Raw genomic sequence first — 17,108 nt, forward strand, 5'->3', positions numbered from 1 at the left:
TGTTCATGGCCGACGAAGACAAGCTCCGCAGTTACCTCAAGCGCGCCACGGCCGACCTGCGGGTGATGGGCAAGCGCCTGGCCGAGGTGGAGGAGGCCGCCCGCGAGCCGATCGCCATCGTCGGCATCGGCTGCCGCTACCCGGGCGGCGTCGAGTCGCCGGACGACCTGTGGCGGCTGGTCGCCGACGGGGTGGACGCGATCGGCGACTTCCCGACCGACCGGGGCTGGGACGTCCCCTACGACCCGGACCCGGACACCCCCGGCGCGACCTACGCGCGGTCGGGCGGCTTCCTCGCCGACGGCGCCGGGTTCGACGCAGGGTTCTTCGGCATCTCGCCGCGCGAGGCGTTGGCGATGGACCCTCAGCAACGCGTGCTGCTGGAGACGGCCTGGGAGACGTTCGACCACGCGGGCATCGACCCGACCTCGCTGCGCGGCAGCCGGACCGCCGTGTTCACCGGCGTGTGGTCCTCGGGTTACGCCGCCCAGCCGCCGCCCGACCTGGAGGGCTTCCTCGCCACCGGCATCGCCACCAGCACCACCTCCGGCCGCGTGTCCTACCTGCTCGGCCTGGAGGGCGCGGCGGTGTCGGTGGACACGGCCTGCTCGTCGTCGCTGGTCGCGATCCACCTGGCCGCGCAGGCGCTGCGCGCCGGGGAGTGCACGCTGGCGCTGGCCGGCGGCGTCACGGTCATGGCCACCCCGGCCGGGTTCGTGGAGTTCGCCCGGCAGCGCGGCCTCGCGCCGGACGGGCGGATCAAGTCCTTCGCCGACGCCGCCGACGGCACCAGCTGGTCCGAGGGCGCGGGCCTGGTGCTGCTGGAACGCCTGTCCGACGCGCGCCGCAACGGCCACCGCGTCCTCGCCGTGGTGCGCGGCAGCGCGGTGAACCAGGACGGCGCGTCCAACGGCCTGGCCGCGCCCAACGGCCCGTCCCAGGAACGCGTCATCCGCCAGGCCCTGGCGAACGCCCTCCTGGAGCCGTCGGACGTGGACGCCGTCGAGGCGCACGGCACCGGCACCACGCTCGGCGACCCGATCGAGGCACAGGCCCTGCTGGCCACCTACGGCCAGGACCGGTCCGAGCCGCTGCGCCTCGGCTCGATCAAGTCGAACATCGGCCACACCCAGGCCGCCGCCGGCATCGCGGGCGTGATCAAGATGGTCATGGCGATGCGGCACGGCTCCTTGCCGCGCACGCTGCACGTCGACCGGCCCACCGGCCACGTGGACTGGACGGCGGGCAACGTCTCCCTCCTCACCGGGCCGACGCCGTGGCCGCGGGCCGACCGCCCCCGTCGCGCCGCCGTCTCCTCGTTCGGCATCAGCGGCACCAACGCCCACGTCATCCTCGAGCACGTGCCGGCCGAAGAACCGTCCACAGTGGACGTCGACCTGCCGTGGCCGGTGTCCGCGCGCACCCCACAAGCCCTGAGGGTCCAAGCCGAACGCCTCAAGGCGGTCGACGCCCCCGCCGCGAACGTGGCCCGAGCCCTCGCGAACCGCACCCACTTCGAACACCGCGCCGTCGTGCTGGACCGCGCGGGGCTGGACGCGTTGGCCGCCGGCGTCGGCGCACCCGGCCTGATCACCGGCGAGGTGGGCGTCCCGGGCAAGACGGTGTTCGTGTTCCCCGGCCAGGGCGCGCAGTGGCCGGGCATGGGCCGCGAGCTGTACGAGACGTCGGAGGTGTTCCGCACCCACCTCGACGCCTGCGCCGAAGCCCTCGCGCCGCACGTCGACTGGTCGCTGGTCGACGTCCTGCGCGACGGCGCGCTCGACCGCGTCGACGTGGTCCAGCCCGCCCTGTTCGCCATGATGGTGGCGCTGGCCGGGCTGTGGCGCGCGCACGGCGTGGTCCCGGACGCGGTCGTCGGCCACTCCCAGGGGGAGATCGCCGCCGCGCACGTCGCGGGCATCCTGTCGCTGGAGGACGCCGCGAAGATCGTCGCCCTGCGGGCCAAGGCCCTGGTGTCGCTGGCCGGCCACGGCGGCATGGTGTCGGTCGCGCTGTCGCCGGAACGTGCCGACTCCTACCTCGAACGGTGGGCGGGCAGGCTCACCGTCGCCGTCGTCAACGCGCCCGGCGCGGTCGTCGTCTCCGGCCACACCCGGGACCTGACCGAGCTGCTCGCCGCCTGCGCCGCCGACGACCTCCGCGCCCGCGCGCTCCCGGTCGACTACGCCGCCCACTCGGTCGAGGTCGAGGCCCTCCGCGACCGGCTCCGGCACGACCTGGCCGGCATCACCCCGCGACCCGCCGCGATCCCGCTGTACTCGACGGTCACCGGCGCGCCCGCCACCGACCTCGACGCCGACTACTGGTACCGCAACCTGCGCGAGCCGGTCCGGTTCGACCACGCCACGCGCGCCCTGCTCGACCACGGCCACGGCGTGTTCGTCGAGGTCAGCCCGCACCCGGTGGTGACGTCGGCGGTCGAGGAGACGGCCGACCGGCAGGACGTCCTGGTCACCGGCACCCTGCGCCGGGACCAGCCGCACGAGTTCCGCGCGGCGCTGGCCCGCCTGCACGTCCGGGGCGTCGAGGTCGACTGGCGCATCCCGGCGGGCATCACCCCCGCGCCCCTGCCCGCCTACCCGTTCCAGCGGCAGCGGTTCTGGCTGCGGCCGACCGCGGCCGAGACCGGCGACCACCCGCTGGTCACCACCGTGGTGGACCTGCCCGACGGCGGCGCGGCGCTCACCGGCAAGGTGTCGCTGTCCACGCACCCGTGGCTGGCCGACCACGCCGTGCGCGGGTCCGTGCTGCTGCCCGGCACGGCGTTCCTGGAACTCGCCGCGTTCGCCGCGAGCAAGGTCGGCGCGCCCGCGGTGCGGGAGCTGGTGCTGGAGACGCCGCTCGTCCTCGACCAGGACGTGGTACGGCTCCAGGTCGTCGTCGGAGCGCCGGACGACTCGGGCCTGCGCACCGTCACCGTGCACTCCCACGCCGACGACTGGGTCCGGCACGCCACGGGCACGCTCGGCGACGCCCCGGAACCCGCCCGCGCGACCCCGTGGCCGCCGAACGGCGAACCGCTCGACGTCACTCACCTCTACGACGCGTTCGCCGCCCTCGGCTACGACTACGGCCCGGCCTTCCAAGGCGTCACGGCGGCGTGGCGGGTCGGCGACGAGGTGCACGCCGAGGTCGAGGTGCCCGCCGGGGAGCGCTTCGCCGTCCACCCGGCGCTGCTCGACGCCGCGTTGCACCCATTGGCGCTGCTGCACCCGGACGGCCCGGCCAAGCTGCCGTTCGCGTTCTCCGGCGCGGTGCTGCGCCCCACCGAGGCGACCGTGCTGCGCGTCCGGCTGTCCGGCGGCCCCGACAGCTACGCGGTCACGCTCGCCGACCCCGACGGCACCGTGGTCGCGTCGGTGGCGTCCCTGGCGGTCCGGGCCTTCGCCGACACCCCGGACGACCTGTTCCAGCTCGAGTGGTCGCCGGTGACCGGGAACGACACCGCCGACACCCGCCACCACGTGTCGAACCACCCCGGTGACGCCCCCGAGGCGGCCTTGGCGGCGGTGCAAGAGGTCTTGGCCGCCATCCAGGACCACCAGGACCGGGTGGTGATCGTCACGCGCAACGCGGTCGCCGCCGTGCCCGGTGACGTGGTCGACCTGGCCCACACGGCGGTGTGGGGTCTCGTGCGGGCGGCGCAGGCGGAGCACCCCGGCCGGTTCGTGCTGGTCGACGCGGACGACTCGTGGGACGGCGCGCTGGCCGACGAGTCGGAGCTGGTGGTGCGCAAGGGAGTCCTGCTCGCGCCCCGGCTCGTCCGGGTGGACCGCGCGCTCACCACGCCGGAGGGCCCGTGGCGGCTGGAGGACGTCGGCACCGGCAGCATCGACGACCTCGCGCTCGTGCCCCGGCCGGAGCTGACCGGGCCGTTGGCGGCGGGCCAGGTCCGGATCGCCCTGCGTGCCGCCGGGCTGAACTTCCGCGACGTGCTCATCGCGCTGGACGTCTACCCCGGCGAGGCGTTGATGGGCGGCGAGGGCGCGGGCGTCGTGCTCGACGTCGGGCCGGACGTCGACCGGTTCCGGCCGGGCGACCGGGTGTTCGGCCTGGTGCCGGGCGCGTTCGGGCCGATCGCGGTCGCCGACCAGCGGGTGCTCGCCCGGATGCCGGACGACTGGACGTTCGCGCGGGCGGCCTCGACGCCGGTGGTGTTCCTGACCGCCTGGCACGGCCTGGTGGACCTGGGGCGGCTCCGCGCGGGCGACCGCGTGCTCGTGCACGCCGGCACCGGCGGCGTCGGCATGGCGGCCATCCAACTCGCCCGGCACCTGGGCGCGGAGGTGTTCGCCACCGCGAGCCCCGGCAAGTGGGACGTGCTGCGCGGTTTGGGCGTGGCTGACGACCACATCGCGTCGTCGCGGACGGTGGAGTTCGAGGAGCGCTTCCCGCAGGTGGACGTGGTGCTCAACTCGCTGGCCGACGAGTTCACCGACGCGTCCCTGCGCCTGCTCGCGCCCGGCGGCCGGTTCGTGGAGATGGGCAAGACCGACATCCGCGCCGACACCGGCGTGGACTACACGGCGTTCGAGATCGCGGACGCCGGTCCGCGACGGCTCGGGGAGATCCTCGACGAGGTGCTGCGGGCCTTCGCCGACGGCGTGCTGACGCCGTTGCCGCTCGACGTGCGGGGCGTGCGCGACGCGGTGGCCGTGTTCCGGCACATGAGCCAGGCCCGGCACATCGGCAAGATCGTGCTCACCCTGCCCGCCGCCCTCGACGGCACGGTGCTGATCACCGGCGGCTTGGGCACGCTCGGTCGCGCGGTGGCCGCGCACCTGGTCGCGCGGCACGGCGTGCGGCGACTGGTGCTGGTCGGTCGGAACGGCGGCGAGGCCCCGGAGCTGGACGCGGACGTGCGGGTGGTCGCCTGCGACGTGTCGGACCGCGAGCAGGTCGCGGACCTGGTGGCGTCGATCCCCGATCTGACGGCCGTGGTGCACGCGGCCGGCGTGCTGGACGACGCCGTGGTCACCGCGCTGACGCCGCAGCAGGTGGCCGACGTGTTCGCGCCGAAGGCGCGGGCGGCCTGGCACCTGCACGAGCTGACCCGGCACCTCGACCTGGCCGCGTTCGTGCTGTTCTCGTCCGCGTCCGGTGTGCTGGGCAGTCCCGGCCAGGCCAACTACGCGGCCGCGAACACCTTCCTCGACGCCCTGGCCGTGCACCGGCGCGCCCTCGGCCTGCCCGCCGTCTCGCTGGCCTGGGGGTACTGGGCCGAGGCGTCGGGCATGACCGGGCACCTCTCCGACGCCGACCGGCAGCGCCTGACCCGCGCCGGCGTCGTGCCGCTGACCACCGAGCACGCGCTGGACCTGTTCGACGCGGCGCTGGCCGCCGACCGGGCCGCCGTCGCGCCCGTCGCGCTGAACCTGCCCGCCCTGGCCCGCACGCCCCTGCTGCCGTCCGCCCTGCGCGGGCTGGTGGGCCGCAAGCCCGGCAAGCGGCCGGTGCACCGCGGTGCGCTGGCCGACCGGCTGCGGTCGCTGCCGGAGGCCGAGCAGACCGCCGTGGTGCTCGACGTCGTCACGGCCAACACCGCCACCGTGCTCGGGCACGCCTCGCCGGACGCCGTCGACACGCGGCAGCCGTTCAAGGACCTCGGGTTCGACTCGCTGACCGCCGTGGAGCTGCGCAACCGCCTCGGCACGGCCACCGGCCTGCGGCTGCCCGCCACGGTCACGTTCGACCACCCCACGCCGGCACGCCTGGCCGACTACCTGCGCGGCGAGCTGGTCGGCACGCGTGCGGAGGTCGTCGCGCCGGTGGTGCGTGCGGTGGACGGCGACCCGATCGTGATCGTGGGTATGGGGTGTCGGTTGCCCGGTGGTGTGGAGTCGCCGGAGGACTTGTGGCGGTTGGTGATGGACGGTGTGGACGCCATCACGGACTTCCCGGCCGATCGCGGCTGGGACCTGGACCGGCTCTACCACCCGGATCCCGATCACGCAGGCACCAGCTACACCCGTTCCGGTGGCTTCCTGACCGACGTGGCGGGGTTCGACGCGGACTTCTTCGGGATCTCGCCGCGCGAGGCGTTGGCGATGGACCCGCAGCAGCGGGTGCTGCTGGAGACCGCGTGGGAGACGTTCGAGCACGGCGGGATCGACCCGACCTCGTTGCACGGCAGCCGGACCGGGGTGTTCACCGGCATCTGGGCCTCCGGGTACGGCGCGCCCACGGAGGTCGAGGGGTACTTCGGCACCGGCGCGGCGACCAGCGTGGTGTCCGGTCGGATCGCCTACCTGCTCGGGCTGGAAGGCGTCGCGGTCTCCCTCGACACGGCGTGCTCGTCGTCGTTGGTGGCGATGCACCTGGCGGCGCAGGCGCTGCGCACGGGTGAGTGCGACCTGGCGCTGGCCGGCGGCGTGACGGTGATCGCGACGCCGGTCGGCTTCACCGAGTTCTCGCGGCAGCGCGGGTTGGCGGCCGACGGTCGGTGCAAGCCGTTCTCCGCTTCCGCCGACGGCACGAGTTGGGGTGAGGGCGCGGGTCTGGTGCTGCTGGAACGCTTGTCGGACGCGCGCCGCAACGGTCACCGCGTGCTGGCGGTGCTGGCCGGCACGGCGGTGAACCAGGACGGCGCGTCGAACGGCCTCACCGCGCCGAACGGGCCGTCCCAGGAGCGGGTGATCCGGCAGGCCTTGGCGAACGCGGGCGTGGAACCGTCCGATGTGGACGCGGTCGAGGCGCACGGCACGGGCACGTCGCTAGGTGATCCGATCGAGGCGCAGGCGCTTCTGGCGACTTATGGTCAGGATCGTTCAGAGCCGCTGTGGCTGGGTTCGGTGAAGTCGAACATCGGTCACACCCAGGCGGCGGCGGGCGTTGCCGGTGTGATCAAGATGGTGATGGCGTTGCGGCACGGTCGGTTGCCGCGGACGTTGCACGTGGACGAGCCGACCCCGCACGTGGACTGGGAGGCCGGGGACATCCGGCTGCTCACCGAACCGGTCGCGTGGCCGGAGACCGGACGCCCCCGCCGTGCCGCGGTGTCGTCGTTCGGGATCAGCGGCACCAACGCGCACGTCGTGCTGGAGCAGGCGCCGGACCCGACCGGGGCGACCGCCGACGTCGAACTGCCCTGGCTGGTGTCGGCGAAGAGCGAACCGGCGCTGCGGGAGCAGGTCCGGCGGGTGCGGGAGTTCGCGGCGGACCACCCGGACGTGGGCATCGGCCCGGCGCTGGCCGGTCGGACGAGGTTCGCGCACCGGGCGGCGATCCTCGGCTCGGACGTCGTGTCCGGGGTGGCGGGCGCGGCCGACCGGACCGTGTTCGTGTTCCCGGGCCAGGGCGCGCAGTGGGTCGGGATGGGCCGCGAGTTGTACGCGGCGGAGCCGGTGTTCCGCGACGCGGTCGACGAGTGCGAGCGGGCCTTGGCCCCGCACGTCGACTGGTCGCTGGTCGAGGTGTTGAACGGCGGCGGGCTGGACCGCGTCGACGTGGTGCAACCCGCGTTGTTCGCGGTGATGGTGGCGCTGGCGCGGCTGTGGCAGTCGGTCGGTGTCGAGCCGGACCTCGTCATCGGCCACTCGCAGGGCGAGATCGCCGCCGCGCACGTCGCGGGCGCGTTGTCGCTGGAGGACGCCGCCCGGGTGGTCGCGGTGCGGAGCAAGGCCCTGGTCGCGATCTCGGGCCGGGGCGGCATGGTGTCGCTCGGCCTGTCCGCCGACCGGGCCGCCACCCACCTGGCCCGGTGGGGCGAGCGGCTGACCGTCGCGGTGGTCAACGCGCCCGGCTCGGTGGTCGTGTCCGGCGACACCGACGCGCTGGACGAGCTGCTGGCCGCGGCCGACGACGTCCGCGCCCGCCGCCTGCCGGTGGACTACGCCGCCCACTCCGCCCAGGTCGAGGCCATCCGGGACCGGCTGCTGGCCGACCTCGCCGACATCACGCCGTCGTCCGCCCGGATCCCGTTGCACTCCACGGTCACCGGCGAGGTGATCGACACCGCCGGGCTCGACGCCGACTACTGGTACCGCAACCTGCGCGCGCCGGTGCTGTTCGAGCAGGCCGCCCGCGCGGTGCTGGCCGAGGGCTCGCCGGTGTTCGTGGAGATCAGCCCGCACCCGGTGCTGGTGCCCGCGCTGGAGGAGCAGGACGCCACGACGTGCGGCACGCTGCGCCGTGACCGGGGCGGGCGCGCCGACTTCCTGGCCGCCGCCGCACGGCTGTTCGTGCTGGGGGTGGACGTCGACTGGGGTGCGCCGTCGCCGGCGGCCGGCCTGCCGACGTACCCGTTCCAGCGGGAGCGCTTCTGGCTGGCGCCGCGAGGCTCCGGTGACGTGTCCGGCGCGGGCCTCGACCCGGTCGACCACCCGCTGCTCGGCGCGTCCGTCGAGCTGCCCGGTGACCGGGCCGTGGTGCTGACCGGCGCGGTGTCCACGGCCACCCACCCGTGGGCGGCCGACCACGCGGTGCTGGGCGCCGTGCTGCTGCCCGCGACGGCGTTCGTGGAACTGGTCGCGCACGCGGCCGGGGTGGTCGGCTGCGCGACGGTCGAGGAGCTCGTCCTCGAATCGCCCCTGGTGCTCGACGGGGCCGTGCGGGTGCAGGTCGTCGTCGGCGCGGCGGACGACACGGGCCGCCACCCCGTGGAGGTGCGGTCCCAGGGGCAGGACGACTGGGTCCGGCACGCCACCGGCACCCTCGCCGCCGAACCGGTCGCCGCACCGGCGTTCCCGTCGAGCTGGCCACCGGCCGGCGCGCGGCCCGTCGACGTGCAGGACCTCTACGACACCTTGGCGGGCGCGGGGTACGAGCACGGTCCCGCGTTCCAAGGCGTGCGGGCGGTGTGGCGCGCGGGCGGCGAGGTGTTCGCCGAGGTCGCCGTGGACGACGCCGCCCGCTACGGCACGCACCCCGCCCTGCTCGACGCGGCCCTGCAACCGTTGGCGCTGCTGGCCGGGGAGACCGGCGAGGTGCGGTTGCCGTTCTCCCTCACCGGGATCACGGTCCACCGCACCGGCGCGTCCACCGCCCGGGTCAGGGTGTCGGGCACGGCCACGGAGGGCTACACCGTCGCGCTCGCCGACGACTCCGGCGCGCCGGTCGTCACGATCGGCTCGGTCACCACCCGCCCGATGGCGCGGCAGGCCGACGACGCCCTGTTCGAGCTGGGCTGGATCCGCCGCGACGGCGACGCGGCCACACCGGACCGGGTCGTGGCGCCGGGTTCGGTCGAGGAAGCGCTGGCACTGCTCCAGGCGTTCCTCGCCGAGGACGGCGACGGGCGGTTGGTCGTGCACACCCGCAACGCGGTGGCGGCCGCGCCCGGCGACCACGTGGACGACCTCGACGGCGCGGCCGTCTGGGGCCTGGTCCGCGCCGCGCAGGCCGAACACCCCGGCCGCTTCACCCTCGTGGACACCGACGACTCGCCGCCGGTCGTCCTCGACGACGAAGACCAGCTCGCCGTCCGACGCGGCGTGGTGCACGCGCCCCGGCTCGTCCGGGCCACCGCGCACGCGGCCGTCACGGGCTCGCTGGTGGAACCGGGCACCGGCAACCTGGACGACCTGGTGTTCGCCGAGGCCGCGGCGACCCCGTTGCGGCCGCACGAGGTGCGGGTCGGCGTGCGGGCAGCGGGGATGAACTTCCGCGACGTCCTGATCGCCCTGAACGTCTACCCGACCGCCGCTCCTCTCGGCAGCGAGGGCGCGGGCGTGGTCACCGAGGTCGGTTCGGCCGTCACCGGGGTGCGGGTCGGCGACCGGGTGCTCGGGCTGCTCTCCGGCGCGTTCGGACCGAGCGCGGTCGCCGACCACCGGGTGCTCGCGCCGATGCCCGCCGACTGGACGTTCGCGCAGGCCGCGGCGGTGCCGGTGGCGTTCCTGACCGCCTGGTACGGCTTGGTGGACCTCGGCCGGGTCGGCCCGGGGGACCGGGTGCTGGTCCACTCGGGCGCGGGTGGTGTCGGCATGGCCGCGATCCAGCTCGCCCGGCGCCTCGGCGCGGAGGTGTTCGCGACGGCGAGTCCGGGCAAGTGGGACGTGTTGCGTGGCTTGGGTGTGGCCGATGACCACATCGCGTCGTCGCGGACGTTGGAGTTCGAGCAGCGGTTCCCGCGGGTGGACGTGGTGCTGAACTCGTTGGCCGGCGAGTTCACCGACGCCTCGCTGCGGTTGCTGGCCGACGGCGGCCGGTTCGTCGACATGGGCAAGGCCGACGTCCGCGACGTGCCCGGCTACCGGGCGTTCGACCTGGCCGAAGCGGGCCCCGAGCGGCTCGGCGAGGTGCTGGCGGAGGTCGTGCGGCTGCTCGTGGCGGGCGAGCTGCGGGTGCCGCCGATCACCGCGTGGGACGTCCGGCGGGCGCGGGAGGCGTTCCGGCACATGAGCCAGGCCGGGCACGTCGGCAAGATCGTGCTGACCGTCCCGGCGCCGCTGGACCCGGACGGCACGGTGCTCATCACCGGCGGCACCGGCACGCTCGGCCGGCTGGTCGCCCGGCACCTCGTCACCGCGCACGGCGTGCGGAAGCTCGTGCTGGTGAGCCGGTCCGGTGACGCGCCCGTCGACCTCGTCGGCGCGGACGTCACCGTGGCCGCGTGCGACGTCGGCGACCGGGAGGCGTTGGCCGGGCTGCTGGACGGGATCGGGGATCTCACCGCCGTGGTGCACGCGGCCGGTGTGCTGGACGACGGCGTGATCGAGTCGCTGACCCCCGAACGGCTCGCCGGCGTGCGCGCCGCGAAGGCCGACGCCGCCCGGCACCTGCACGAGCTGACCCGGCACCTCGACCTGAGCGCGTTCGTGCTGTTCTCCTCGGCCGCCGGGGTGCTCGGCAGCGCGGGACAGGGCAACTACGCCGCCGCCAACGCCTACCTGGACGCGGTGGCCGGACACCGCCGCCGGCAGGGCCTGGCCGCGGTGTCGGTGGCGTGGGGGCAGTGGGCGCAGGACAGCGGTCTGACCGGGCGGCTGGCCGACGCCGACCGGCGGCGCCTGACGCGATCCGGGGTCGTGCCGCTGTCCACCGAGCACGGCCTCGCCCTGTTCGACGCCGCCCTCACCTCGCCCGAGCCGACGGTGGTGGCCGCCGGGCTGCGGGTGTCCGCGTTGGGCGACCGGCCGGTGCTGCGTGCGCTGACCCGTCGTCGTCCCGCGCGGACGTCGGGGGTGGCGCGGGAACTCGGCGCGTTGCCCGAAGCCGAGCAGCGCGCGGCCCTGGTGGAGCTGATCACCACGCACAGCGCGGCGGTGCTCGGGCGCACGGACGGTGTCGCCGCCGACCGGGCGTTCAAAGACCTCGGGTTCGACTCGCTGACCGCCGTGGAACTGCGCAACCGGCTGGCCGCGGCGGTCGGCGCCCGGTTGTCGGCGACCATGACGTTCGACCACCCCACCCCGGCGAAACTGGCCGACTACCTGCGGGAAGTGCTGCTCGGCGCGGCACGGCGGACCGTCGCGCCGGTCGCGGCGGCGGTCGCGGACGACCCGATCGTGGTGGTCGGCATGGGGTGTCGGTTCCCCGGTGGCGTCGGTTCGGCGGCGGACCTGTGGCGGCTCGTGTCCGAGGGCGTGGACGCGATCGGCGACTTCCCCGCGGACCGGGGCTGGGACGTCGCCGGGCTGTACGACCCGGACGGCGGACCCGGCACGACCTACACCAGGTCCGGCGGGTTCCTGGCCGACGTGGGCGGCTTCGACGCGGCGTTCTTCGGGATCTCGCCGCGTGAGGCGTTGGCGATGGACCCGCAGCAGCGCCTGGTGCTGGAGACGGCGTGGGAGGCGTTCGAGCACGCGGGGATCGACCCGACCTCGTTGCAGGGCAGTCGGACCGGGGTGTTCACGGGTAGCTGGGCGTCCGGGTACGCGGGCGGTGTGGACCAGGTCTCGCGGGACGTCGAGGGCTACCTGGCCACCGGCACGGCGACGAGCGTGACGTCCGGGCGGGTGTCGTACCTGCTGGGCTTGGAGGGTCCGGCGCTGTCGATCGACACCGCGTGCTCGTCGTCGTTGGTGGCGATGCACCTGGCGGCGCAGGCGTTGCGGTCGGGCGAGTGCGACCTGGCGTTGGCGGGCGGGGTGACGGTCATGGCCACGCCGGCGAGTTTCGTGGAGTTCTCGCGGCAGCACGGCCTGTCCGCCGACGGCCGCTCGAAGTCGTTCGCCGCCGCCGCAGACGGCACGAGTTGGGGCGAGGGTGCTGGTTTGGTGTTGTTGGAGCGGTTGTCGGATGCGCGTCGGCGTGGTCATCGGGTGTTGGCGGTGGTGGCGGGTTCGGCGGTGAATCAGGATGGTGCGTCGAATGGGTTGACGGCGCCGAATGGTCCGTCTCAGGAGCGGGTGATCCGCCAGGCGTTGGTGAACGCGGGGTTGTCTCCGTCCGATGTGGACGTGGTGGAGGCGCATGGGACTGGTACGACGTTGGGTGATCCGATCGAGGCGCAGGCGCTTCTGGCGGCTTACGGTCAGGATCGTTCGGAGCCGTTGTGGTTGGGTTCGGTGAAGTCGAACATCGGTCACACGCAGGCGGCTGCTGGTGTCGCGGGTGTGATCAAGATGGTGATGGCGTTGCGGCACGGGCGGTTGCCGCGGACGCTGCACGTGGACGAGCCGACCCCGCACGTCGAGTGGGAGCGCGGCGAGATCCGGCTGCTCACCGAGGCGCAGCCGTGGCCGGAGACCGACCGGCCGCGCCGGGCGGGCGTCTCCGCGTTCGGGATCAGCGGCACCAACGCCCACCTGATCCTCGAACAGGCGCCCCCGGGTGAACCGGTCGAGGTGGCCGACCCGGTGCCGTGGCTGCTGTCGGCCAAGACCCCGGAGGCGCTGCGCGCCCAGGCACGACGGCTGCGCGACTTCGCCGGCGACCCGGCGGTGGGTCCGGTCCTGGCGGGGCGGACCCGGTTCGCTTACCGCGCCGCCCTCACCGACCCGACCACGCTCCTGGCCGACCTCGACGCGTTGGCCGATGCCCCGGTTGTGGCCGCTCAGCCCGGCAAGACGGCGTTCGTGTTCTCGGGTCAGGGTTCGCAGTGGCGGGGTATGGGTCGTGGTCTTTATGACGCCTATCCGGTGTTCGCGGAGGCGTTGGATGATGTGTGTGGGCGGCTGGGGTTGTCGTTGTGGGATGTCGATGTGGATCGGACGGGGTTTGCGCAGCCGGCGTTGTTCGCGGTCGAGGTGGCGTTGTTCCGGTTGGTGGAGTCGTTGGGGCTGAAGCCGGATTATCTGATCGGGCATTCGGTGGGTGAGATCGCTGCTGCGCATGTTGCCGGTGTGCTGAGCCTGGACGATGCGTGCACGTTGGTGTCGGCGCGAGGTCGTTTGATGCAGGAGTTGCCGCCGGGTGGGGCGATGGTGTCGATCCGGGCTTCTGAGGCGGAAATCGAGCTGACTCAGGGTGTCGAGATCGCGGCCGTCAACGGGCCCGACGCGGTGGTGATCTCCGGTGACGAGGACGCGGTGCTGCGGCTCGCCGAGCTGTGGCGGGAACGGGGCCGTGAGACGCGGCGGCTGACGGTGAGCCACGCTTTCCACTCCGCTCACATGGACCCCATGCTGGCCGAGTTCGCGGCGGTCGTTGATGGGCTGACGTTCGGTTATCCACAGATCCCGATCGTGTCGACCGTGTTGTCGGACCGCTCGGGTAGCGTTGAAAACAGGGATCCCCTGGGCGGGGACCCTTCCGCAGGCACGGTGTTTGATGTGGGCGGGGACCCTTCCGCAGGCACGGTGTTCGACGCCGGGTATTGGGTGCGTCAGGTGCGGGGGTCGGTGAGGTTTGCCGATGGTGTGGAGTGGTTGCGTGCCCATGGTGTGACGGCGTTGTTGGAGGTCGGGCCGCATCCCACGTTGGTGCCGAATGGGGTGATGAGGCGGGGGCACGACGAGCCCGAACGGGTGCTCGCCGCGCTCGGCCGGGTCTGGGAGCAGGGGGCGGACTGGCGTCCACCGGCGCCGCCCGTCCACCTCGACCTGCCCGCCTACCCGTTCCAACGCGAACGGTTCTGGCTGGTGCCGAGCGTCCCCGCGGACGTGGCCGGTGCGGGGCTCGACGCGCTGGACCACCCGTTGCTGCGGGCCTCGGTGACGCTGCCCGACGGCCAGGGCGTGGTGCTGACCGGCGTGCTGGCCCGGTCGGCGCACCCCTGGTTGGGCGAGCACACCGTCCTCGGCACGGCCCTGCTGCCCGCCACCGGGTTCGTGGAGCTGGCGTTGCGGGCCGGCGGTCACGTCGGCTGCCCGGTGCTGGCCGAACTCGTGCTCGAAGCGCCACTCCCGCTGCACGACACCGCGCACGTCCAGGTCACCGTCGGCGCGCCGGACGAGAACGGGCGGCGCCCCGTCACGCTGCACTCGCGCACCCCCGCCGAGCCGGACGACTGGACCCGCCACGCCACCGGCGTCCTGCGCCCCGAACCGGCCACCCCGCCGACCGGGCCCGCCACGTGGCCGCCGGTCGACGCCACCCCGGTCGACATCGCCGCCCTGTACGACACGCTCGCCGACGCGGGCTACGACTACGGGCCGACGTTCCAGGGCCTGCGCGCCATCTGGCGGCACGGCGACGACCTGCACGCCGAGGTCGCGTTCCCCGCCGACCACGCGCAGCTGACCGGCTACGGCATCCACCCGGCCCTGCTGGACGCGGCGATCCAGCCGCTCACCCTGCTCACCGGCATCACCGCCGAGGTCGACGGCCCCGGCCAGGGCCTGGCCAGGCTGCCGTTCTCGTTCACGGGCGTGTCGATCACCGGCACGGCCGCCACCCTGCGGGTCGTGCTGTCGCCCACCGCGCCGGACACCTACGCGGTGCACGTCACCGACACCGCGGGCACGCCGGTGGCCGGCGTCGACTCGCTCGTGCTGCGCCCCGTCGAGCTGGGCGGTCTCGCCGTCGCCCGCCACCCGGACTCCCTGTTCACCCTCGACTGGACGCCGTTGCCGATCACCGAGGCGCCGGACGTGCCGGCGCAGCTCCGCGACCTCGCGCGCACCGGGGGAGACCCGGTCGAGCGGACCCACGCCCTCACCCGGCAGGTGCTCCACGACGTGCAGCGGGCCCTGGCCGACGACACCCGCCTGGTGATCGTCACCAGTGGCGACGACCTGCCCCTCGCGGCGGCCCAAGGCCTGGTGCGCAGCGCGCAGACCGAGCACCCGGGCCGGTTCCTGCTGGTCGACCACGACGACACGGAGGCGTCCCGACAGGCGCTCCCGGCCGCCGTGCGCACCGCGTTCGCCCAAGCGGAACCACAAGTGCGGCTGCGCGACGGCGCGATGTCGGCGCCCAGGCTCACCAAGTCCGCCGTGGCCGGCACGCCACGCCCGCTGCGCGGCACCGCGCTGATCACCGGCGGGTTCGGGGTCCTCGGCGGCCTGACCGCACGCCACCTCGTCACCGACCACGGCGTGCGGCACGTGGTCCTGGCCGGGCGCCGTGGTGTCGCCACCCCCGGCGCGGAGGAGCTCCGGACCGCGCTGGCCGACCTCGGCGCGACCGTCGCGGTGGCCGCCTGCGACGTCGCCGACCGGGACGCCCTGGCCGGGCTGCTCGCCACGATCGACGACCTGCGCGTGGTCGTGCACACCGCCGGGATCGTGGACGACGGCGTGGTCGCCTCCCTCACCCCCGACCAGCTGGACGCCGTGCTGCGGCCCAAGGTGGACGCGGCGTGGCACCTGCACGAGCTGACCCACGACCTGGACGCGTTCGTGCTGTTCTCGTCCGTGGCGGGTGTGCTGGGCAGTCCCGGGCAGGCCAACTACGCGGCGGCCAACTCGTTCCTCGACGCGCTGGCCCGCCACCGGCACGCGCTCGGCCTGCCCGCCGTGTCGCTGGCCTGGGGCTACTGGGCGCAGGAGAGCGGCATCACCGGTCACCTGGGCGAGGCCGACCGGCTGCGCCTGGCCCGAGCGGGCCTGCTCGCCCTGCCGACCGACCGGGCGCTGGCGCTGCTCGACGTCGGTCTCGCGGCCGACGTGCCCGTGCTGGTGCCCGCCCACCTCGACCCGGCCACGGCCAAGACGCCGTTGCTGCGCGACCAAGCGCGGTCCCGGCGGGCGAAGGCGCCCGCGGTCACGCCGTCCGACCTGCTCGGCCGGCTCGCCGCACTGGCCGAACCCGAGCAGCGCGCCCTGCTGCTGGACGTGATCAACACGCAGAGCGCCTCCGTCCTCGGCCACACCACGCGGCTCACCGCCGACCCGCAGCAGGCGTTCCGCGACCACGGCGTCGACTCGCTGACCGCGATCGAGCTGCGCAACCGGCTCAACGCGGCCACCGGCCTGCAGCTGTCCGCGACCGCCGTGTTCGACTTCCCGACACCCGCCCAGCTGGCCAACCACCTCTACGGGCAGCTGCGCGGCACCGCCAACCGGGACGCGGGCCCGCTGGAAACCCTGCTGCGCAAGGCCATCGACGTCGACCGCCCGCGGGACGGCGTCGAGCTGCTGGCCACCGCGGCGCGGCTCGGCCCGCTCGCCGACCGGGTCGACGTCACGCCGGCCAAGCTCACCACCGGGTTCGTGCCGCCGGCGTTGATCTGCCTGCCGTCCGCGCTGGCGTTCACCGGCGTGGAGGAGTACGCGCGGTTCGCCGCCGCGTTGGAGGCGATGCGGGACGTGACCGCCGTGCCGCTGCCCGGCTTCACCGGCGGCCCGCTGCCCGCCACCGCCGAAGCCCTGGTGGACGCGCTGACCGACGCCGTCGCCGAAGCGGCCGTGGGCGAGTTCGCACTAGTCGGCCGGTCGGTCGGGGCGTGGCTCGCCCGTGCCGTCGCCGGTCGCCTCGAAGCCCGGGGCGTGACACCGGCCGCCCTCGTGCTGATCACCCCGACCGGACGACCTCCGCTGGACGGCGTGCTCGACCCCGAGCACCAGGTCCACCCCGTCGACGACGACCGGCTGGTCGCGATGGGCCGCTACCTCGACCTGGCCGGGCAGTGGGAGCCGGGACCGACCGGCGCGCCGGTGCTGCACGTCGGCACCGCGCACGAGCGCCCACCGTCCGGGCAGGAGTCGGTCGTGGGGGGGGGGGGGGGGGGCGCCCAGCGGGAAGGCGCCACCCCCGCCCCCCCCCCCGCCCGCAGCGGCGGGGGGACGGGCGTCCGGGGGGGGGCGGGCGGGGGGTGG

1 protein-coding gene is annotated in these 17,108 nt (G+C 74.6%); it reads left to right on the forward strand.

Translation table 11 applies throughout. The annotated features are described in order from the left end of the window. Positions 1 to 5: 5 nt before the first annotated feature. Positions 6 to 17,108: SDR family NAD(P)-dependent oxidoreductase (locus tag AB0I91_RS31245; protein WP_499640199.1), on the forward strand; the 17,103-nt coding region annotated here is incomplete at its 3' end.

The sequence above is a fragment of the Actinosynnema sp. NPDC049800 genome, from assembly GCF_040656635.1.
Taxonomy (GTDB): domain Bacteria; phylum Actinomycetota; class Actinomycetes; order Mycobacteriales; family Pseudonocardiaceae; genus Actinosynnema.